The following is a 21096-nucleotide window of genomic DNA, read 5'->3' on the forward strand; positions in this document are numbered from 1 at the left end:
AAGAGTTAAAGGACAGCACCATCGCTACTGAATTTCGTGACCGCCGTCACCGTGAAGAACGCAAGCACCGCTTGAACCGTGAAATCATGGCCCCCGAAGTACGTCTGAGCGGGCCGGACAACGAGCCTTTGGGCATTGTCAGCATCACGGAGGCCTTGCGCCTGGCAGGTGAGGCCGACGTGGACCTTGTTGAAATCTCCCCCACAGCGGTTCCCCCGGTGTGCAGGTTGATGGATTACGGCAAGTTCAAGTACGCCGAGCAGAAAAAGGCGGCGGAAGCGAAGTCCAAGCAAAAAGTGATCGAGATCAAGGAAGTCAAATTCCGGCCCGGCACTGACGATGGGGACTACAACATCAAATTGCGCAACATCAAGCGCTTTTTGGAAGAAGGCGACAAGTGCAAGATTACCTTGCGCTTTCGTGGCCGCGAAATCACGCACCAGGAACTGGGTTTGGCCCTGCTGGCGCGTATTCGCGACGAGTTGGCGGATTTGATTGTGGTGGAGCAGTTCCCCAAGCTTGAAGGCAGGCAGATGGTCATGATGATCGCGCCGGGCCGCAAGAAACCCGGTGCCAAGCCGGCAGCGGAAACTGCGGTGGCACCGGTCCCTTCGGCTGCGGCCTGAGGGTAGTTAAAAGAATATTGGCTTGCCGGAGTTATCCGGCAGGTCGTTAAGGAGGATGCTGCAATGCATTTTCCAGCGAGGGGAGGCAACTAGCCTTTCTTCCGAAAGTGACGGGGTCAAACCCGTCGCGACCAGCGAATGCCGCAAGGCGTCGCCGGCAGTGGCAAGGGTGATACCTCGCCGCTACAAGTGGCTCGGGGCCATCAAGTCTGCGGAAGGTTCGCAGCGCCTCACGAGCACAAATGAAAAGGAGCATTCACATGCCCAAAATGAAGACCAAGAGCGGCGCTAAAAAGCGTTTCCGCGTTCGTCCGGGTGGTACCGTCAAGCGCGGCCAAGCCTTCAAACGTCACATCCTGACCAAGAAGACCACCAAAAACAAACGCCATCTGCGTGGTGCGGTGACTGTTCATGAGACCAATATGGGTCACATGGCACAGATGCTCCCAGGCCAGGGCATTTAATTAAAGACGAACAAGGAGTACACACATGCCTCGCGTCAAACGTGGTGTAACGGCTCGCGCCCGCCACAAAAAAGTTTTAGCCCTTGCAAAAGGTTTCCGCGGCCGCCGCGGTAATGTTTTCCGTATCGCCAAAGAAGCGGTAATGAAGGCTGGGCAATATGCCTACCGTGACCGCCGTACCAAGAAACGCGTGTTCCGCCGCCTGTGGATCGCCCGTATCAATGCTGCAAGCCGTTCGTTCGGCCTCACCTACAGCCAGTTTGCCAACGGTCTGAAGAAAGCCGGCATCGAGATCGACCGCAAGGTTCTGTCCGACATGGCCATCCATGACAGCGCCGCTTTCGGCGCTATCGTTGACCAGGTGAAAGCCAAGCTGGCCGCCTGATTTTCAGGCCAGGCGGTGTTGACACTATCCAATCAATAACTGCCGACGCAAGAAAATAAGGGCTGGAGCTTGAAAAGGCTCTGGCCCTTTTTCATGGCCCTTTCCGCAGTGCTCACGGCTCACCCGTATGGTGGGAGTGCTGCCGAAAGCGCCTTCGCTGTTTTGTATTTCGAACAAGAGAACACATGACTCAACTTGATGCCCTCCAAGAACTGGTCAGCAGCGCCCAGGCCAGTTTTGCGCAGGCCAATACGCCCGCCGATCTGGAAAACGCCAAGGCGCAGTTCCTGGGCAAGGCCGGCCGCGTCACCGAATTGATGAAGGGCATGGCGGCCCTCAGCGTCGAAGAGAAAAAATCGCGCGGCGCCGCCATCAACCTGGCCAAGCAGGCCATCGAAGCCGCGCTGAATGAGCGCCGCCAGGCGCTGGCCGATGCCGAATTGCAAAAGCAACTGAAAGCCGAAGCGCTCGACGTGAGCCTGCCCGGCCGCCAGCGCACGCAGGGCGGCCTGCACCCCGTGTCGTTGACGCTGGAGCGCATTGAAGGCATTTTCGGCTCCATGGGTTTCGACGTGGCCCAGGGCCCCGAGATTGAAACCGACTGGTTCAACTTCACGGCGCTCAACACGCCGGAAGACCATCCCGCGCGCTCGATGCACGACACCTTCTACGTTGAAGGCGGCAGCGAGGCTGCACCCAACCTGCTGCGCACCCACACCAGCCCCATGCAGATCCGCTATGCGGTCCAGCATGTCAAGAAGCACCGCGCGCTCATCGATGCCGGCGGCCGCATGCCCGAGATCCGCGTCATCGCGCCGGGCCGTACCTACCGCGTCGACAGCGATGCCACGCATTCGCCCATGTTCCACCAGTGCGAAGGCCTTTGGATAGGCGAGAACGTGAGCTTCAAGGACCTCAAGTTTGTCTTCACCGACTTCTGCCGCACCTTCTTTGAAAGCGACGACCTGGTGCTGCGTTTCCGGCCCAGTTTTTTCCCCTTCACAGAGCCCAGCGCCGAGATTGACATCCAGTTCCAGACCGGCCCGCTTGCCGGCCGCTGGCTGGAAGTGGCCGGCTCAGGCCAGGTGCACCCGAACGTGGTGCGCAACATGGGCTTGGACCCTGAAAAATACATAGGCTTTGCCTTCGGCATGGGCCCTGACCGGCTGACCATGCTGCGCTATGGCGTCAACGACCTGCGCCTGTTCTTCGACGGCGACATCCGCTTCCTGTCGCAGTTCCAGTCATAAGCCAGAAGAACAAGAACAACAAGGTATCACCATGCAATTCCCAGAATCCTGGTTGCGCGAATTCTGCAACCCGACTATTGGCACCCAGCAACTTGCCGACACCCTCACCATGGCCGGCCTGGAGGTCGAAGAACTTAAGCCGGTGGCGCCGCCCTTCACGAAAATCGTCGTCGGTGAAATCAAGGAAGCCGTCCCGCACCCTGACGCCGACCGCCTGCGCGTCTGCCAGGTCGATGTGGGACAGGGCAGCCTGCTCAACATCGTTTGCGGTGCACCCAATGCGCGCGTCGGCATCAAGGTGCCCTGTGCCCTGGTCGGCGCCGAGTTGCCGCCCGGCGAGGATGGCAAGCCTTTCCTCATCAAGGTCGGCAAGCTGCGTGGCGTGGAAAGCCAGGGCATGCTGTGTTCGGCGCGCGAACTCAAGCTCTCCGAAGACCACGGCGGCCTGCTCGAACTGGCCGCCGACGCGCCGCTGGGCCAGGACATCCGCGAGCACCTGCGGCTTGACGACACCTTGTTTACCCTCAAGCTCACGCCCAACCTCGCGCATTGCCTGAGCGTCTACGGCGTCGCGCGCGAAGTCGCCGCACTCACGGGCGCGCCGCTTAAGGCCCCGGCCTTCCCGACTGTGGCTGCAAGCGATGCCACCAAATTGCCCGTGAAGATCAGTGCGCCCGACCTGTGCGGCCGCTTTTCGGGCCGCGTGGTGCGCAACGTCAACACCAAAGCCGCCACGCCGCAATGGATGGTGGACCGCCTGGCCCGCTGCGGCCAGCGCAGTGTGACAGCGCTGGTGGACATTTCCAACTACGTGATGTTCGAGCTGGGCCGTCCCTCGCACATCTTTGATCTCGACAAAATCCACGGCGGGCTCGATGTCCGCTGGGGCAAGCCCGGCGAAACGCTCAAGCTGCTCAACGGCAACACCGTGACGGTCGACGAAAAAGTCGGCGTCATCGCCGACGACGCGCAGGTCGAGTCGCTGGCAGGCATCATGGGCGGCGACGCAACCGCCGTGTCGGACGACACCAGGCACGTCTATGTCGAAGCCGCTTTCTGGTGGCCCAAAGCCATCGCCGGCCGCTCGCGCCGCTACAACTTCTCGACCGACGCGGGCCACCGCTTCGAGCGCGGCGTCGATCCCGGCCAGACCGTGGAACACATCGAGCGCATCACCCAGCTGATCATCGACATCTGCGGCACGCCGGACACCGCGTGCGGCCCGATGGACGACCAGCAGGTCAATGTGCCCAAGGCAACGCCCGTCACTTTGCGCGTGGCGCGCGCCGCCAAAGTGATCGGCATGCCGCTCACGCAGGCGCAGTGCCTGGGCGCGCTCCAGCGCCTGGGTTTGCCGGTGGAGCAGGGTGAGGGCACGCTCACGGTCGTGCCGCCCAGCTATCGCTTCGACCTGCAAATTGAGGAAGACCTCATCGAAGAAGTCGTGCGCATGGTGGGCTACCAGCAACTGCCCGACACCCCGCCGCTGGCACCCATCACCGCCAGCTTGCGCGTCGAAGCCGAGCGCAGCCCGTTTGCCGTGCGCCGCGCGCTGGCCGCGCTGGGCTACCAGGAGACCATCAATTTCAGTTTTGTGGAAGAGCGCTGGGAGCATGAACTCGCCGGCAACCCGAATCCCATCAAGCTGCTCAACCCGATTGCGAGCCAGATGAGCGTCATGCGCTCCTCCTTGCTCGGTTCGCTGCTGCAGGTGCTGAAGTTCAACCTGGACCGCAAGGCTCCGCGCGTGAACGTGTTTGAGTTGGGCCGTGTTTTTCTGCGCGACGCCGAGGTCCAGAACACCGACACCACCGTTGCCGGCTTCAACCAGCCCATGCGCGTGGCAGGCCTGGCCTACGGCCCGCGGGCAGCCCTGAACTGGAGCCAGCCTGACAAGGCGGTGGATTTCTTCGACATCAAAGGCGACGTTGAGGCTTTGCTGGCACCGCTTCAGGCGGTCTTCGCACCTGCGGCGCATCCCGCCATGCACCCCGGCCGCTGCGCCAGCGTGTCTGTGGGCGGCAAGGCCATCGGCTTTGTGGGCGAGCTGCATCCGCAGTGGCGCCAGGGCTATGACCTGGCCCAAGCGCCTGTGCTGTTTGAGCTGGAACTCGACGCGGTGCTGCAGCGCCCGGTGCCCGAATTCAAGCCGGTGAGCAAGCTCCAGCCCGTGGAGCGCGACATCGCCGTCATCGTGCCGGAAAGCACCACCCACGCCGCCTTGATGGCAGCGATCCATGGCGCGGCCACGCAAGGCTTGCTCAAGGGCGCCACATTGTTCGACGTCTACCGGCCGCAGCAGGCCAGCGCCAGCATGCAAATGGGTGAAAAAAGCCTGGCCGTGCGCTTGGTGCTTTCCAGTGGCGCCGCTACACTGACTGACGAGGAGATTGAGGCGGCCGTTCAGGCGGTTCTCGCGAATCTGCAAGGTCAGCTCGGGGCACGTTTGCGTGCCTGAAGCTTCCACGAAAACTTCCCAAAATAAAAACGCCAGGAGCACTGCCGCATGGAATTTTCTGTAGAAAGCCTGGAAACCCCGGCGCTGACCAAAGCGCACCTCGCCGAATTGCTGTTTGAACAGATCGGGCTCAACAAACGCGAATCGAAAGACATGATCGACGCGTTTTTTGACCTGATTTCAGACAGCCTGGTCGACGGCAATGATGTAAAAATTTCCGGTTTTGGTAATTTCCAGATCCGCACCAAGGCGCCACGCCCCGGCCGAAATCCCCGTACCGGCGAAGCCATTCCCATCCAGGCCCGCCGCGTGGTCACCTTCCACGCCAGCCACAAGCTCAAAGACCAGATCCAGGGTGAAAACGCGGCTGAACAGAGCAGCTAGCGGATTTTCGCTAAAGAGCCCTTTTTTATTACACCGCGAAAGCGGTTTGGTAACGGGGCGTCATTTGTGTGACGTAACAACACATTTCAAAAAACCCCAGCAACTCTTTGCGCTAACTTTCTACTTAGAGTAGATTTGGAGGTTTCCTCCTTAGCGCATTGATTTAATTGGAGAAAACCCTTCCACCCATTCCGGCGAAACGCTATTTCACTATCGGTGAAGTCAGTGATTTGTGCGGCGTCAAACCTCATGTGCTCCGTTATTGGGAGCAGGAGTTTACGCAGCTGCGCCCGATGAAAAGACGCGGCAACCGCCGCTATTACCAGCACCATGAGGTGCTCATGATCCGCCGCATCCGCGACCTGCTCTATGACCAGGGTTTCACCATCAGCGGCGCGCGCAACAAACTCCAGGAAATCGTCCAGATCGAACGCGACAAGCGCCGCAACGGCGAGGTCATGCTCGAGGGCGTTGAGGTGCTCGAAGGCGGTGAGTCGCTGCTTGAGGGCGGTGATTCAGTACTCGACGATTTTGAGGACTCGAGGGACCACTCCGATTTCGAAGACAGTGAGGGATCTGACTTGCCCACCGGCACCGCCGCGCAGCAAAGATTGCTGCTCGTGCGCCGCGAGTTGTTCGAAATCCGCGATCTCCTTGGAAACAACCTCTGAGAGAGCATCGCGGCAGGCTATAATCTGAGGCTTGTCGGTGTGTGGCGCAGCCTGGTAGCGCACTTGCATGGGGTGCAAGGGGTCGAAGGTTCGAATCCTTTCACACCGACCATATGAATGTCCAAGGGCGTCCGTTTGAATAAACCGGACGCCCTTTTTCATTGGGGCGGCAGGGCAATGGATGTCCGGGGCGCACACTGAAATCCAGTGACAAGCCCACGATCGTCAGCAGATACCGTGCAAAGAACCTGGCCGCTCTGCGCCAGAAGCGATGCGGCCCTGACTCCGGGCGCATCCACTGCGCAGCCCGTTCAGAAGGCGGACTGCAGCAGCGTTTCGTAGTCCGCCTGTTTCATCGGCCTGGGGTTGGTCTTGTGGGCGTTGTCTTCCATCGCCGCCCCTGGAATGTTTTCAAGTTGCTGCCAGCTCAGGCCCAGTTCGCTCAGTCTGGTCGGGATGCCCAGCCGCGATACCAGGGCGCCCACGGCTTCGGCCACGTCAGCTCCCGCGGGCAGGTCGGCCTGGCGGCGAATCTGATCGGCCTTGCGGCCCAGCGCCTCGACGTTGTAGGCCAGCACATGCGGCAACAGGATGGCGTTCAGCGTGCCGTGGTGGTGGCCCAGCGCGCCCAGCGGGTGCGATAGCGCATGCACCGCACCCATGCCCTTCTGGAAGCACAGTGCGCCTTCGAGCGAACCCATCATCATGTTCCAGCGGGCTTCGGCGTCGCTGCCGGTGGCAAACGCGCGTTCCAGGTTGGCGAAGATGCGTTGCATGCCATCCAGCGCAATCGCATCGGCGGGCGGGTTGACCACCGGAGAGCAAAAGGTTTCGATGCAATGCGACAGCGCGTCCATGCCGGTGGTGGCCGTGATGCTGGCGGGCAGGCCCAGCGTCAGTTCAGGGTCGCAGATGGCGGCGGTGATGATTTCCGGGCAGCGCACGCCGGCCTTGATGCCGTTGTCGAAAATGATCACCGCCGAGCGGCCGACTTCGCTGCCTGTGCCTGAGGTCGTGGGCATCAGGATCAGCGGCGGCGCATTGACGATGGTTTGCGGCGCGGCATGCCGGTTGCAGTAGTTCCATAGGGGCGGCGCATTGCTTGCAAGGATGGCTATGGCCTTTGCCAGGTCCAGCGCCGCGCCGCCGCCTATGCCCACCACGCCGTCGCAGCCGGCTGCCCGGTAGAGGGCGGCGCCGGCTGCCGCTGCCGCTTCGGTGGGGTTGGGCGGCACGTCATCAAAAACCGGCAGGCCGGCCGCATTCGCGACAGCCTCCACCGCCTTGGCGAATACGCCTGCGGCGCGCACGCCCTTGTCCGTCACGAACAGCGGTTTTTTGACGCGGGCCTTGGCCAGTTCGGCCGGCAGGGTGCGCCGAAAACCGTGGCCGAATTGCACGGCTGTGCCGAATAGAAGTGTGGTCATTTAAAGGATGCAGGAAAAGGTTTCAAAGCGGGCCAAGGTCGGCGCCGGATGAGCGCTGGGTGACAGACTTGGTCACCAGGTAAGCGTCCAGCCCTTCGGTGCCGCCTTCAGAGCCGTATCCGCTTTCCTTGACGCCGCCGAAAGGCGATGCCGGTGTGGACACGGTGTAGTGGTTGATGCCGACCATGCCGGCTTCCAGCAACTCGCTGATGGCGGTGGCGCGGGCCAGCGAGCATGTCATCGCATAGGCCGCCAGGCCAAAAGGCAGGCCGTTCACGCGTTCTGCAACTTCTTCCAGCGTGTTGAACGGTGCGATGGGCGCGATCGGGCCGAAGGGTTCGTCCTGCATGATGCGGGCGCTTTCAGGCACATCGGAGAACACGGTGGGCGCAAAGAAATACCCGCGGCTGCCGATGCGCTCGCCGCCGCATTCAAGCCTGGCGCCTGCGGCCAGCGCATCAGCCGTGATGGCTGCCATGGCATCAAGGCGCCGGCTGTTGGCCAGCGGGCCCATCTGCACGGTGGCGTCCATGCCGTCACCCACACGCAGTGCGCGCGCTGCTTCCGCGAAGGCCTTGACGAATTGCGGGTAGATGCCTGCCTGCACATAAAAGCGCGTGGGGCTGGTGCAGACCTGGCCCGCATTGCGGAACTTGGCGGCCACTGCCTGCTGTGCGGTCTTGACAGGATCCACATCGTCAAACACCACCACCGGCGCATGGCCCCCGAGTTCCATGGTGGCGCGTTTCACGCCCTGCGCAGCCAGCGTCAGCAGCAGCTTGCCGACCGGCGTGGAGCCGGTAAAGGAAATCTTGCGGATGATGGGCGATGCAATCAGGTGCGCGGACACCTGGCGGGGTTCGCCGTAGACAAGGCTCAGCACATCCGGCGGAACACCGGCTTCATGGAATGCCTGCACGATGAGGGCTGCCGTCAGCGGGGTCTCTTCGGCCGGCTTGAGGATCAGTGAACAGCCAGCGGCGAGCGCGCCCGCGATCTTGCGGGCCGGCGTCAGCGCGGGGAAGTTCCAGGGGCAAAAGCTGGCAACCGGCCCGATCGGCTCGCGGCGCACCAGCTGGTTGACGCCCGGGGTGCGCGGCACCAGCAGCCGGCCGTACGCGCGTGTGCACTCTTCGGCCATCCACTCGATGTTGTCCGCGCTGGCGGCCACTTCGCCGAGCGACTCGGCCAGCGGTTTGCCTTGTTCAAGCGTCATGACACGGGCAATCTCGTCCTTGCGTGAACGGATGAGGGCGACGGCCTTGCGCATGACCGTGGCGCGGTCATAGGCCGAGGTGTTTTTCCACACGGTGAATCCGCGGGCGGCCGCGGCCAGCGCCTGGTCCAGGCCGGCCGGATCGATCAGCTCGACCGTCCCGATGATTTCTTCGTTGGCCGGATTGAGCACGTTTGCCGTGCGCAGGCCGGGGCTGGACCAGCGCTTGCCGCTGATGATTGAAAACGCTTGTTCCATGGGATCCCGTCAGGGTTGGATGAGTCGAGAGAGAAAGAGAGCGAGAGAAAGAGCGCGCGCGAGGCCAGGCTCAGGCCGCTCGCAGTCGCACCAGTTGTTTGCCGATGTTGGAGCCGCCCAGCATGTCGATAAAGGCCTGCGGAGCGTTCTCGAGTCCGTCGGTGATGGTCTCGCGGTATTTCAGCCGTCCGGCGCCATAGGCGTTGGCCAGCGCCGCCGTGGCGGCAGGCCACAAGTCCTTGTGGTCCGACAGCACAAAACCGCGCAGGGTCACGCGCCGGTTGAAGACCTCGCGCAGGTGCTTCACGCCGTAAGGCTCGGTCGCGTTGTACTGCGACACCAGGCCGCACAGCGGAATGCGCGCGAAGTTGTTGAGCCGCGGCAACACGGCGTCCAGGATCGGGCCGCCGACGTTGTCAAAGTACACGTCCACGCCTTCAGGCACGGCCCGGGCCAGGTCCTCGACAAAGGTGGGGGACTTGTAGTCGATGCAGTCGTCAAAGCCGAACTCATCCTTGACCAGCGCGCATTTGGACGCACCGCCGGCAATACCGACCGCGCGGCAACCCTGGAGCCTGGCAAGCTGCCCGACCACGCTGCCGACCGCGCCGGACGCGGCCGACACCAGCACCGTTTCACCCGCTTGCGGACGGCCGAAGGTCATCAGGCCGACCCAGGCGGTGATGCCGGTGGAGCCCAGCGCACCCAGGTAGGCGGTGGCCGGCGCCGCTGCCAGGTCAATCTTCTGAAGGTCGGCGGCTTTCGCCGCGCTGTAGTCCTGCCAGCCCAGCCGGCCAACCACCCAGTCGCCCGCCGCGAAACCGTCAATCCGGCTGTCGACGACCTGGCCCACGGTGCGGCCCACGAGCGTCTCGCCGATGGCCATCACGGGCGCGTACGAGTCCTTTTCTTCCATCCGCATGCGGATGTACGGGTCCACCGACAGGAAGTCGTTGCGGATCAGCGCCTGAGCCGGGCCCACCGACGGTATGGGTGTGGTGACCAGCGCAAAGCAGTCCGGCGTGGGAACGCCGTTGGGACGCCTGGCGAAAATAATCTGGCGGTTGGTATCTGGAAGCGTCATGGCTTTTTGGGGAATCCTGCTTTTTAACCGAGTGTGATGTTGGCTTCGCGGATGACTTTTTCGAGCACCTCGCGTTGCTGGGCCAGAAAGCTTGCGAACTCTTGCGGTGTGCTGGCCACCGCCACGGCGCCCAGCGGCGCGAGGATGGTGGTCAGGCCCGGATCGCGCGCGGCCTGCGCCACGGCCTGCTGCAGGCGCGTGATGATGGCTTGCGGCGTTCCGGCGGCGGCAAACAGCGCAAACCAGTCGTCCATGTCGTATTTGGGAAAGCCGCGCTCGGCCAGCGTCGGTACATCGGGATAGGCCGGGTTTCGCTGGGCGCTGGTCAGCGCCAGGATGCGCGCCTTGCCTGCCGACACCGCGCCGCGCGCGGTGGACGTCGTGATCAGTGCCGAGTCGATCTGCCCGCCCATCAGGTCGCGGGCCGCATCGGCCCCGCCGCGGTAAGGCGTGTGGATCAGCTTGACGTTGGCGCGCTGCTGCAACAGCGCCAGCGCGAGGTGGCCCATTGCGCCGGAAGGCGGCGTGCCGCAGGACACCGCGCCGGGATGGGAACGGACGTAGTCAAGGAATTCTTCGACCGTCTTTGCCGGAAAGTCATTGCGAACGACCAGGGCTTGCGACACCTTCACGGCCATGGTGATGGGTACGAATGCCTTCTGGTAATTGAAGGGCAGGTCCTTGACCAGCATGGGGTTGGTGAGCTGGTTGGCGGCGTCCCAGATGAAGGTGTAGCCGTCTTTCGGCGCGCCGAGCACGGCATTGGCCGCGACAACCGCGTTGCCGCCCGTGCGGTTGTCAATGATGATGGACTGCGCCAGGATGTCGCCGACCTTGGTGCCCACGGCACGCGCCGCGGTGTCGGCGGCGCCGCCGGCCGAGAAGGGCACGACGAACTTCACCGCGCGGGCCGGCCAGTCGCCCTGGGCAAAAACGCGGGAAGCGGCAAAAGGCGCCGACAGTGCGATGCCCGTCATGCCCAACAGTTGGCGGCGGCCCAACAAAAAAGTGGGGGGTGTTGGCTTTGTTGGCTTGAATGAATCCATGTCTTGTCTCCAGTTATTTGTTGAATCGAAAATTATTGTTCTATCTTACGGAACATAGTTCTATAATTCTATCCAGGCATTAACGCCTGTCAAGAGGGGCTGCACGGGTGCGGATGCCTGACTGCGCATCTCTCAACCTGGGGAGGTCGTCTCACGGCCCTGACGGACTTTGGGGTCAGACCCGACCTTTCAGGCCCGAGGCCACAGCCAGCACTGCCTGGATATGTTTTTCGTCATAGCGGCTTTTTGGCATGGTCAACGTCAGCGCGCCGCCCAGCGTGCCGTCCGCCTTGAACACCGGGGCGGAGATGCCCGCGACTTCCGCCAGGCGGTCCCCGGTGGCTGCGTGGTAGCCCTGGTGGCGAATCCGGTTGTACAGCGTCTGCTCGGCTTCCGTGCCCGCGCGCAGGGCCGGTGCGCCAAAGGCATTGAGCACCCGCGCGCCGGTGCCGCGGTCGGCAGGCAATACGTCGCCTGCCTTGATGTGGTCGCGCACCGGATGCGGCGAATCCACGCGGTAAAGGCAGAGCCGGGCATTACCCTGCCGCACGTGATAGGCCGCGCTTTCCTCCGTCAGGCTGACCAGTTCGCGCAGGGCGGGCAGCATCACCCTGTCAAGTGAAAACGAGGACGCATACACCGCGTGCAGGCGGGCAATCTCGGGGCCGAGTGTGTAGCGGCCGTCCTCCAGGCGCTGCACGATGCCGCCGTGCTCCAGCGATGCAAGCAGGCGCAGCACGGTGCTTTTGTAGAGCAGGGTGCGCTCGGCCAATGTTGACAAGGTGAGTGACTTGTCGCCTTGGCGAAAGGCCGCCAGCAGCGACAGCGCGCGGTCTACCGCGGCAGCGCCGCCGGGTGCCGCGTCGGCGTCGGCAATGGATTCGGTCTGGGCTTTGCGCGGCATGGATAAACCTCTTTCAGGCGGTGGAAAAACGCCCCGAACTTGACAATTTCGGGTTGTCGAACGATCATTCTGACAGAAAGAACATTATTCTAAAAATATGAATTCATCCGATAATTCCATCCTGGTCAGCGAGGTCGGCCCCCGCGACGGCTTGCAGTCGGTCAAGGCGACGATGCCCACCGCCGACAAGATGCGCTGGATCACCGCGCTTTATGACGCGGGCCTGCGCGAGATTGAAGTAGCCTCCTTCGTGCCGGCGAAGCTTTTGCCGCAAATGGCCGACGCGGCGGAGGTCGTGCGCCACGCCCTCACATTGCCGGGGCTGACCGTCATGGCGCTGGTGCCCAACCGCCGCGGCGCCGAAGCGGCACTGGCCGCCGGCGTTCACAAGCTCACCGTGCCGGTGTCGGCCAGCGCGGCGCATTCACTGGCCAACGTGCGCAAGACGCGGGAAGAAATGGTCGAAGAAGTGCGCGCCATCTCGGACCTGCGCCGCGCCATGGCGCCGCATGTCAGGCTGGAAGCCGGCATCTCGACCGCCTTCGGCTGCACGCTGCAGGGCAAGGTGCCCGAGGACGAAGTCATCCGGCTGGCGGCCCAGTGCATTGAAGCCGGTGCCGACGAATCGGGCCTGTCCGACACCGTCGGTTACGCCAACCCGGCGCAGGTGCGGCGCCTGTTCAGGCGCCTGCGCGCCGAGATCGGCGGCCATGCCGGCGCGGCCCACATGCACAATACGCGCGGCTTGGGCCTGGCCAACTGCCTGGCTGCGTACGAAGAAGGCGTGCGCACTTTCGATGCGTCGCTGGGCGGCCTGGGCGGCTGCCCTTATGCGCCGGGCGCGTCCGGCAACGTCGTCACGGAAGACCTGGTGTTCATGTTTGAAGCCATGGGCGTCAGCACCGGCGTCGACCTTGAAAAACTCATGGCGGCGCGTTTGCCGCTGATGGCCGGGCTGCCGGGCGAGCCGGTCTATGGCATGACACCGGAAGCGGGCCTGCCCAAAGGATTTGTACAAGGAAACATGAATGTCTGAAGCGGTGAAATCGAGCGGTTCCGAAGAACAGGCCCAAGGCGCAACTCCGCCGAAACCCTTGCCCTACGCCGGCATCCGGGTGGTGGAGTTCACGCACATGGTGATGGGGCCGACCTGCGGCATGCTGCTGGCCGACCTGGGCGCCGAGGTCATCAAGATTGAGCCACTGGCCGGTGACAACACCCGCAGGCTGATCGGTTCGGGCTCGGGTTTTTTCCCGATGTTCAACCGCAATAAGAAGAGCATTGCGCTGGACCTGCAAAAGCCCGAGGGCCGCGAACTCGCGCTCAAGCTGATCGCCACTGCCGATATCGTGAGCGAAAACTTCAAGCCCGGCACCATGAAAAAACTGGGCCTGGACCATGCCACGCTGTCCAGGCTCAACAAGCGCCTGATCTACGTGAGCCACAAGGGTTTTTTGCCCGGCCCCTACGACCACCGCACCGCGCTGGACGAGGTGGTGCAGATGATGGGCGGCCTGGCGTACATGACGGGCCGCGCCGGTGATCCGCTGCGCGCCGGCACCAGCGTCAACGACATCATGGGCGGCATGTTCGGCGCCATCGGCGCCATGGCCGCCCTGGCCGCCCGGGAAAAAACCGGCGAAGGCCAGGAAGTGCAAGCCGCGCTGTTTGAAAACAATGTCTTCCTGGTGGCCCAGCACATGATGCAGTTCGCAGTGACCGGCCAGCCGGCCGCGCCCATGCCCAGCCGGATTTCAGCCTGGGGCATTTACGATGTGTTCACCGTCAAGGGCGGCGCGCAGGTTTTCCTGGCGGTCGTCAGCGACACGCAATGGGCCGTCTTCTGCGAAGCCTTTGGTTTGGCCGAACTCCGTGCCGACCCGCGCCTGGCCACCAACAATGATCGTGTGCGCGCGCGCGAATGGCTGATGCCCCTGCTGCGCTCGCACCTGGCCGACCGCGACGCAGCCGAACTGAGCGCCGTGTTCGAGGCCAACGGCTTGCCCTTCGCGCCCATCACGCGGCCGCAAGACCTGTTTGATGACCCGCACCTTATCGCCACCGGCGGTCTCGCGCCCATCACACTGAGCGATGGCCCCCGGGCCGGCACGACGGCACCCACGGTGCTGATGCCCCTGACCCTGGGCGGCGAACGCCCGGGCATCCGCATGAGCCCGCCGCGGCTGGGCGAGCACACGCGGGATTTGCTGGCGGAGTTGGGCTATGGCGACGAGGCGATTGCGGCGTTCCAGGCTCAAGATATTGCGCGTTAACCTGAACCAGGCTCACGCTCACAGATAAGCCTTCACCCGGTGTGCCTTGCGCGATGCCGGCGCTTCACGCAGCACCGAATGAATGCGCGCGGCGGCATCCTTGTTCAGCGTCCCGCGTTCCAGCCCCATAGGCAGGGTGCGCAGCGCAAGGTCGCGGTAGAGCGCTTGCGCATCGGTGGAGAGTTCGTGCAGCGCATCCAGGTGCTTGCCGACCGTGCCCACGTCGCCACGCGCCACGCAGCCGCCCATGCCCTTGGCCAGCCCCGCGTCTTTCACGGCGGCGACGGTGCCGGCCAGCAGCGGCAGCAAGGCATCCAGCGTTTGCTGCTCGGTGCCGCCAAAGGACTTCCAGAGCAGGGACGCCTCGCGCAGCAGCGCGATCAGGAAAGGCCCCACGTAATAGGCTGACGCGTGGTACAGCGCCCGGCTGCCCTCGGGCACCTGAAAGGGCACGCAGCCGAGTCGTGTGGCGATCTCGCCGAGCTCCGCCGCGAAGCCGCCATCCGCCGCGATGCCGACGGTGCAGCCCGGCAGGCCGCGCAAGGCAACCTCGGGGTTGGCGAACATCTGCAGAGGATGAAAGCCGCCGGTCCGGGCGCCGTCGTGTCCGGCTTTTTCCAATGCCGACAGTCCGGTGGCGCCGCTGCAATGCACGACGCGGTGGTGCGGCGACCACTGGAGTGATTGTGCGACGGCTTCAATCGCATCATCGGCCACCGTGATCCAGACAAAGTCGCAGAGCTCGACGACCTCCTGCGCCGCTTGGCACGGGATCACGCCGGGCACTTCGTCCGTGAATCGTTGCAGGGCTGCCGGGTCGCGTGTCCAGGCCGCCGAAACGCGGTAGCCGGCATTCGCCAGGGCGCGGGCCAGCGTCCTGCCCACCCGGCCGCAGCCGATAAAACCCATGGTGCTGTCCTTGCTGCGCATGGTCAGTCCTTGTAAGACGCGTCGAGGCGATCCAGCTTGCGCAGCAGCGCGGGCCACTCCAGGCTGCCGTAGCCGCCGTGCCGCACTTGCGCGGAAGGGTTCAACACAGGGTTGGTCTGCGCCTCGTTGGCGAGTGTGATCTCTTCGCCCGAAAAGCAGCTGACCGTGTTGGCGATAGCCGATGCCCCCGGGTGGTGGATGGCCCGGTTGCATCCCAGGATGTCCACCTGGATGCGGCAGGCGTTTTCAAGCCAGTACATGGTGTTGAAGGCCTGCGCGATGCCGGCGCCGCACACCAGCAAGCCATGATTGCGCAGGATAAGGACGTTGTGCGGGCCCAGGTCGCCCACCACGCGGCCGCACTCGTCGCCGTCGATCGCCGGGCCTTCGAAGTCGTGATACGCCACGCGCCCGTAAAACCGCATCGCGGTCTGCGACAGCGGCAGCAATCCCTCGCTGAGCGCGCTGACCGCCGTGCCGGCCCGGGTGTGCGTGTGGATGATGCATTGCACGTCAGGCCGTGCCACATGGATGGGCGCGTGCAGGTAAAAACCCGCGACGTTGACGCTGTAGCCATGGTCGGGCTGCAGCAGGGTGTTGCCCTGCACGTCGATCTTCACCAGGCTGGAAGCCGTGATCTCCTCATACAGCATGCCGTAGGGGTTGATCAGGTACTGCCCTTCGCTGCCCGGGATACGCGCGCTGATGTGGTTGTAGATCAGGTCCGTCATGCCGTAAACGGCGAGCAGGCGGTAGCAGGCCGCGAGTTCGACGCGCGTCGCCCATTCCACGTCGCTCACATGACCGCGAAGTTCGGCCTCGGGGAGCGTGAGCACGGCAGTCATGGTGGCTCGCTGGCGGCTAACTCAGTGCCTCACCACGGCGGCCCGCCGCACGATGGCGGGCAGGGCCTGCGAATCGGGCAGGGCGCCGAACACATGCATGCCGCCGCCTGCCAGGCGTGATTCGATGAAAAGCTCCGCGGCGTCCGGCGTGACGTGCGCCAGCATTTCACCGGCTTGCAAGGCCAGCGCGATGCGTGTGACCAGCATGCGCGCGTGGCCGTCGTGCGGGTAGGCGAGGGCCAGGCGCCCGGCGAGGTCGTCGGTGAAACGGTCGTAAGCGGCATTCGCGCCCCGGTGCAGCCGCAGCTCTTCGACGAGGGCGTCGCGGCAGCGGCCGTCCTTGTCCATGGCGCGCAGCACGTCCATGCACATCATGTTGGAGGTGCCTTCCCAGATTGAATTGAGCGGCGCCTCGCGGTACAGCCGGGCCACCGGGTTCTCCATGATGAAACCGTTGCCGCCATGGGCCTGCACGCATTCATACACAAAGGCCGGTGCGCGCTGGCAGTTCCAGAATTTCATGGCCGGCGTCGCCACGCGCGAGAGCAGGCGTTCATGCTCGTTCGTTTCCATGCCGTCCGCCGCGCGCGCCACACGCAGTGCACCCAGCATGGCTGCCTCGCTGTCGATCGCCAGGTCGGCCAGTACGTTGCACTGCATGGGCAGCTCGGCCATGGGCTTGCCGAAGGCCGTGCGTGTCTGCGCGTGGTTCAGCGCCAGCGTCAGGGCCTGGCGCATCAGCCCGGCTGAGCCCACCGCGAAGTCCAGCCGCGTCAAATGCGCATGCGAAAGGATTTCGCGTATGCCGCGTCCTTCTTCGCCCACCAGCATGGACCAGGTGTCGCGGTACTCGATCTCGCTGGAGGCGTTGGAGCGGTTGCCGCATTTGTCCTTGAGCCGCTGGATGAAGAAATTGTTCAGGCTTCCATCCGGCCGGAAGCGAGGGACAAACAGGCAGCTCACACCCGAGCGGGTTTGCGCCAGCGTGTAGAAGCCGTCGGCCACCGGGACCGAGCAGAACCACTTGTGGCCGGTGATGCTGTAAATGTCGCCGTCCGCGCCGCTGCCTGCGAATTCGGCCGTGGTTTGCGTCTGCCGCAGGTCGGAGCCGCCCTGTTTTTCGGTCATGGCGTAGCCGATCACCGCGGCGCGTTTTTGCTCAAGCGGCAGGCGGCGCGGGTCGTAGTCCGCCGCCAGGGTCATGCGCCGCCATTTCTCGAAGGGTGCTTTGCCGGTGAAACCCGCCACCGCCGCATACGCCATGCCGGTCGGGCAGCCCACGCCGTTCTCGACCTGGTTCCACAGGTAGCTCAAGGCGGCGCGCGCAAAGTGGCCATTCCCGTTCTCCGTGGTCCAGGCCAGGCTGTGCACCTCATGGCCGAAGGCCGCGGCCATCAATTGGTGCCAGGCCGGGTGGAACTCCACCCAGTCGATGCGCTGGCCGAAGCGGTCATGGGTGCGCAGCTGCGGCTCGAATTCATTGGCCAGGCGCGCGGCGTCCTGCAGGGCTTCGTCGCCGGCCAGTGCACCGAGTGCACTGCATTTGCCGGCGGCCCAGGGCGCGATTTTCATCACAAGGCCGCGCAAGGCCTCGTCGCCTTCGAAGGCGTTGAAGCCGGTGGCCGGGGCGGCCTGGTTCAGGACCTCATGCGTTGCCGCCGTTGGGGAAGGCCGCGCCGTGAAAGGCGGCTCATAAGGTTTGTTCATGGCGCATCCTTCGAAATCAATTTGAGCTTGGGCGCCGCATGGCGAAACAGCATGCGCGCCGACAGGCTGGCCGTGGTCTGGGCGATGGATTTGGCCGAGTCCGAATCAGGCACAGCTTCGGGCGCCAACGGCCCCACCAGCGCCTCCATGAAGGCGCCCGTCACGCACGAGGCCGCCACGCCGGGGTCCACCTCGATGAACTCGCCGCTGGCAATGCCTTGCACCACCAGCCGCGCGATCTGGTCGCTCAACGCCGCGCGGTATTGCAGGCGCGCCATGTCGATCTCGGGCTCGCAGGGTTCGGCGATCAGGGCGTAGGCCAGCCGGCGCCCGCGCATGGCCCGCAACGAGAAGCTGTAGATTGCGTCGACCAGGCGCTGCGCGGCCGGCCCTTCGGAGTCGACGATCTCCCGGACCACGTCGACCTCGCGCTGCGAGACCAGCGCGAGCACCTGCGCGTACAGGTCGGCCTTGGAATCAAAGTAGCGGTAAACGCTGCCGGTGGCCACGCCGGCCTTGGCGGCGATCAGGGCAATCTGCGCGTCCTTCCAGCCGCTCAGGGCGACTGCGTCACGGGCCGCCTCCAGGATGGCGGTTTTGGTGGCCTGGAGCCGTTCGATACGGTGGTTTGCTGCTGGCATGGGTTTGTGAATTGGAATTCATTAAAAGTGAATTGAAATTCATATTAGGCCAAATCTCGGCCCGTGGCAAGCGCAACGGCCCGGCGAAACGGAGACGCTGGGTCAGGCCGGGGGCGTAGCGCCCCGCACCGCGCGACCAAGCGCGGCCCGCGCCAGCAGGCGTGTCGAGTCCAGCGTCGGCAGGGGTGAATTCGCATCACTCATGATCAGCGGGATTTCGGTGCAGCCCAGCACGACGGCATCGCAGCCTTCGCTTTTCATGCGTGCCATGACCTGCTGGAAATACGCGACCGCCTGGGGCGTGAAGACGCCGTACACAAGCTCGTCCATGATGATGCGGTTGACCTCGTCGCGTTCGATGTCGGTAGGGCGCAGGTAGTCCAGCCCGCGCGCGTTGAATTTTTCCGGGTAGACCTCGCTGCCCACCAGCCAGCGTGTGCCGGTGATGCCGATGCGCTTGTAGCCGCGCTGCGCGGCTTCTTCGGCCACGACTTCCGCGATGTGCAGCCAGGGCAGGGGCGAGCGCTCCAGCACATAGTCAAACGCCTGGTGAATGGTGTTGTCGGGGCAGACCAGGAAATCGGCGCCCGCCGCCGCGAGCTTGTGGGCCGATGCCAGCATGAGGTCGCCGACGCCACGCCAGTCGTCGCGGTAAATGCAGGCCATGTAGTCGGAGAGCGAGGGCGTGTGCATGGACACCTCTGGATGGGTGTGCGGGCCCAGGCGTTTTGCGCCTTCGCTGCAAATGGTCTGGTAGCAAAGCGCCGCGCCTTCCGCGGAGCAGCCGACGATGCCGATGTGCTGGGGTTTGGGCATGGTGTTCATAAGTCGTTGTGATTTACGTTAACGGGCAAGCCCGATTGCCGGTTTCGCAGCAGGCTTGTTGATGGAGTTCACCAGAAATTCAATCAGATGGCGTTGGGCTGTATTGGGAGTTCCGGGCGACGAGATCAAGGCCAGCTCGGTGGGCGGAAGCGGGGGGAAGCCGTCAGCCTCGCCCAGCGCGCGATGCTCCGGCAGGACCGCCGTCGTGGGCAGCACGGTGATGCCCAGTCCCGAGGCGACGGCGGCCTGGATGCCGGTGAGGCTGTGGCTGCCGAACACCACGCGCCAGCGTTTGCCGATCTTGTCCAGCGCCCGGATGGCGCGTTGCCGGTAGACGCAGCCTTGCGGAAACACCGCCAGCGGCACCTCTTCTTTTTCTTGTTCGCCGTGCATCGCGGCCTTGCCGGCGACCCATACGAGGGATTCAGGCCACGACGCGATGCACTCCGCGCTGCCGGGTTCGCGTTTGACCAAGGCGATGTCGATCTCGCCCTGCTGCAGCTTGTGGTGCAGGTCGGTGCTCATGCCGCTGACGGTCTCCAGCCGCACGCCCGGGTGGATGGCCAGGAAGTCCGACAGCATCGCCGACATCCGCTGCGCATTGAAGTCTTCGGGCACGCCCACACGGACTGGCGTCAATGCCGTGGGCGCCGACAGGACGTCCTCGGCCTCCTGCGCGATGGCCAGCAGGCGGCGCGCATAGGCCGCGAGGATCTCGCCATGCTCGGTGGGGCTGATGCGCTTGCCGGTCCGGTCGCGGACCAGCAGCGCGCGGCCGACGTTTTCTTCCAGCTTGTTGATTTGCTGGCTGACGGTGGACTGGGTGCGGTGCACGCGTTCGGCGGCGCGCGTGAAGCTGCCTTCATCAACGACGCAGACCAGGGTTTTGAGGAGTTCGAGATCCAGCATGAGAGGCTTATTCGTAAATCAACTGATATCTAAATGATAATTTAATTTGCAAATATCTGGTGGGAGTTGCACAGTCTGCGGCATGGCACTTGAAAACACACCCAAGCCGGACTGGCTGACCTTTGACTGTTACGGCACCTTGATTCAGTGGGATGAAGGCCTGCGGGCGGCGGTCCAGAAAATCCTGCGGCTCAAGGGCGCGCCCGACGTCGCGCCGGCCAGCCTGATCGCTTTGCATGACCGCTATGAGCACCAGCTCGAACAGGAAAAGCCGCACCGCTCGTTTCGCGAGGTGTCCGACCAGTCGCTCCGAATGGCGCTGCAGGCACTGGGCTTGCCCAGCGACGCGGAAGACGGCCGCATCCTGACCGACGGCATAGGCGCAATGCCGCCGTTTCCCGAGGTCGTCGGCACGCTTGAGCGTTTGAAGGCGCTCGGCTTCAAGCTGTGCATCGTGTCCAACACCGACGACGACATCATTGCCGGCAACGTGGCGCAGCTGGGCGGAACGATAGACCGCGTCATCACGGCCCAGCAGGCCGGCGCTTACAAGCCGGCAAGGCGCCTGTTCGACTATGCCCATGCCGAACTGGGCGTGGGCAAGGACGACGTCGTGCACATCTGCGCAAGTCCCCATCTCGACCATGCGGCGGCGCGCGACATGGGTTTTCGCTGCGTGTGGATAGACCGCAGCGTCAGGGCCCCCTTGCCGGACTACACGCCCGATGCAACACTGTCCAGGCTGGATGAAGTGCCGGGCCTGTTCCAGAAGCTCGGCTGGTAAACGCTAACG

Annotated in this window: 21 protein-coding genes and 1 tRNA gene; 11 read left to right on the forward strand and 11 right to left on the reverse strand. The window is 63.9% G+C overall.

Translation table 11 applies throughout. From position 1 onward, the window contains the following. Positions 1–20: 20 nt before the first annotated feature. The 8 genes from infC to ACLV8F_RS10655 all read left to right on the forward strand — a co-directional run bounded on the left by infC (position 21) and on the right by ACLV8F_RS10655 (position 6350). A complete protein-coding gene (gene infC / locus ACLV8F_RS10620) occupies positions 21–626 on the forward strand; it encodes a translation initiation factor IF-3 (protein ID WP_411884262.1) in 606 nt (201 codons plus the stop codon). A gap of 260 nt (positions 627–886) precedes the next feature. Next, positions 887–1090, forward strand: coding sequence for a 50S ribosomal protein L35 (rpmI, locus tag ACLV8F_RS10625; RefSeq protein WP_007870723.1), 204 nt, complete (start codon positions 887–889; stop codon positions 1088–1090). A gap of 25 nt (positions 1091–1115) precedes the next feature. Beyond that, positions 1116–1475: a 50S ribosomal protein L20 gene (rplT, locus tag ACLV8F_RS10630; protein WP_411880982.1), complete on the forward strand. Its 360-nt coding sequence runs from the start codon at positions 1116–1118 to the stop codon at positions 1473–1475. Between the two features lie 185 nt (positions 1476–1660). Then, positions 1661–2725 carry a phenylalanine--tRNA ligase subunit alpha gene (gene pheS, locus ACLV8F_RS10635; RefSeq protein ID WP_411884190.1) on the forward strand — a complete coding sequence of 355 codons (1065 nt, stop codon included), beginning with the start codon at positions 1661–1663 and terminating at the stop codon, positions 2723–2725. Positions 2726–2756: 31 nt separating this feature from the next. After that, positions 2757–5183: a phenylalanine--tRNA ligase subunit beta gene (pheT, locus tag ACLV8F_RS10640; protein WP_411884191.1), complete on the forward strand. Its 2427-nt coding sequence runs from the start codon at positions 2757–2759 to the stop codon at positions 5181–5183. A gap of 48 nt (positions 5184–5231) precedes the next feature. Continuing rightward, positions 5232–5567 (forward strand): integration host factor subunit alpha, encoded by a 336-nt coding sequence (locus ACLV8F_RS10645; RefSeq protein ID WP_411884192.1) that lies wholly within the window; start codon positions 5232–5234, stop codon positions 5565–5567. 167 nt (positions 5568–5734) lie between these two features. Then, the gene (locus tag ACLV8F_RS10650) at positions 5735–6238 is read left to right on the forward strand and encodes a MerR family transcriptional regulator (protein ID WP_411884193.1); all 504 of its coding nucleotides are present in this window, start codon (positions 5735–5737) and stop codon (positions 6236–6238) included. A gap of 35 nt (positions 6239–6273) precedes the next feature. Then, positions 6274–6350: transfer RNA gene (locus ACLV8F_RS10655), tRNA-Pro, on the forward strand. Between the two features lie 199 nt (positions 6351–6549). On the opposite strand, the gene ACLV8F_RS10660 is transcribed toward ACLV8F_RS10655, so the two are convergent. The 5 genes from ACLV8F_RS10660 to ACLV8F_RS10680 all read right to left on the reverse strand — a co-directional run bounded on the left by ACLV8F_RS10660 (position 6550) and on the right by ACLV8F_RS10680 (position 12173). Continuing rightward, a complete protein-coding gene (locus ACLV8F_RS10660; RefSeq protein ID WP_411884194.1) occupies positions 6550–7665 on the reverse strand; it encodes an iron-containing alcohol dehydrogenase in 1116 nt (371 codons plus the stop codon). A 22-nt stretch (positions 7666–7687) separates the two neighbouring features. Further along, complete coding sequence (locus tag ACLV8F_RS10665; protein WP_411884195.1) at positions 7688–9139, reverse strand: NAD-dependent succinate-semialdehyde dehydrogenase; 1452 nt, start codon at positions 9137–9139, stop codon at positions 7688–7690. Positions 9140–9209: 70 nt separating this feature from the next. After that, positions 9210–10223, reverse strand: coding sequence for an NADP-dependent oxidoreductase (locus ACLV8F_RS10670; protein ID WP_411884196.1), 1014 nt, complete (start codon positions 10221–10223; stop codon positions 9210–9212). 23 nt (positions 10224–10246) lie between these two features. Next, positions 10247–11200 carry a Bug family tripartite tricarboxylate transporter substrate binding protein gene (locus ACLV8F_RS10675; protein ID WP_411884197.1) on the reverse strand — a complete coding sequence of 318 codons (954 nt, stop codon included), beginning with the start codon at positions 11198–11200 and terminating at the stop codon, positions 10247–10249. Between the two features lie 244 nt (positions 11201–11444). Beyond that, a complete protein-coding gene (locus ACLV8F_RS10680; RefSeq protein ID WP_411884198.1) occupies positions 11445–12173 on the reverse strand; it encodes an IclR family transcriptional regulator in 729 nt (242 codons plus the stop codon). Between the two features lie 97 nt (positions 12174–12270). Between ACLV8F_RS10680 and ACLV8F_RS10685 the strand changes: the two genes are divergently transcribed. Beyond that, positions 12271–13209, forward strand: a complete 939-nt coding sequence (locus ACLV8F_RS10685) for a hydroxymethylglutaryl-CoA lyase (protein ID WP_411884199.1) — start codon at positions 12271–12273, stop codon at positions 13207–13209. A gap of 97 nt (positions 13210–13306) precedes the next feature. Next, complete coding sequence (locus ACLV8F_RS10690) at positions 13307–14446, forward strand: CaiB/BaiF CoA transferase family protein (protein WP_411884263.1); 1140 nt, start codon at positions 13307–13309, stop codon at positions 14444–14446. A gap of 18 nt (positions 14447–14464) precedes the next feature. On the opposite strand, the gene ACLV8F_RS10695 is transcribed toward ACLV8F_RS10690, so the two are convergent. The 6 genes from ACLV8F_RS10695 to ACLV8F_RS10720 form a co-directional block, all read right to left on the reverse strand. Then, positions 14465–15376 (reverse strand): Rossmann-like and DUF2520 domain-containing protein, encoded by a 912-nt coding sequence (locus ACLV8F_RS10695; RefSeq protein ID WP_411884200.1) that lies wholly within the window; start codon positions 15374–15376, stop codon positions 14465–14467. Between the two features lie 2 nt (positions 15377–15378). Then, positions 15379–16221, reverse strand: a complete 843-nt coding sequence (locus ACLV8F_RS10700) for a class II aldolase/adducin family protein (RefSeq protein WP_411884201.1) — start codon at positions 16219–16221, stop codon at positions 15379–15381. A 21-nt stretch (positions 16222–16242) separates the two neighbouring features. Beyond that, positions 16243–17928 carry an acyl-CoA dehydrogenase family protein gene (locus tag ACLV8F_RS10705; protein ID WP_411884202.1) on the reverse strand — a complete coding sequence of 562 codons (1686 nt, stop codon included), beginning with the start codon at positions 17926–17928 and terminating at the stop codon, positions 16243–16245. Continuing rightward, positions 17925–18569 carry a TetR/AcrR family transcriptional regulator gene (locus ACLV8F_RS10710; protein WP_411884203.1) on the reverse strand — a complete coding sequence of 215 codons (645 nt, stop codon included), beginning with the start codon at positions 18567–18569 and terminating at the stop codon, positions 17925–17927. Before ACLV8F_RS10710 ends, ACLV8F_RS10705 begins: the two co-directional genes overlap by 4 nt. Positions 18570–18671: 102 nt before the next feature. Further along, positions 18672–19385, reverse strand: coding sequence for an aspartate/glutamate racemase family protein (locus ACLV8F_RS10715; protein ID WP_411884204.1), 714 nt, complete (start codon positions 19383–19385; stop codon positions 18672–18674). Between the two features lie 27 nt (positions 19386–19412). Continuing rightward, entirely contained in the window at positions 19413–20303 is an 891-nt protein-coding gene (locus ACLV8F_RS10720) for a LysR family transcriptional regulator (protein ID WP_411884205.1), read from the reverse strand. Between the two features lie 82 nt (positions 20304–20385). Here ACLV8F_RS10720 and ACLV8F_RS10725 point away from each other — a divergent pair, with 82 nt between their 5' ends. Next, complete coding sequence (locus ACLV8F_RS10725; RefSeq protein WP_411884206.1) at positions 20386–21087, forward strand: haloacid dehalogenase type II; 702 nt, start codon at positions 20386–20388, stop codon at positions 21085–21087. The last annotated feature ends 9 nt before the right edge of the window (positions 21088–21096 follow it).

This window comes from Polaromonas sp. YR568 (genome assembly GCF_943369675.1).
Taxonomy (GTDB): domain Bacteria; phylum Pseudomonadota; class Gammaproteobacteria; order Burkholderiales; family Burkholderiaceae_C; genus Polaromonas.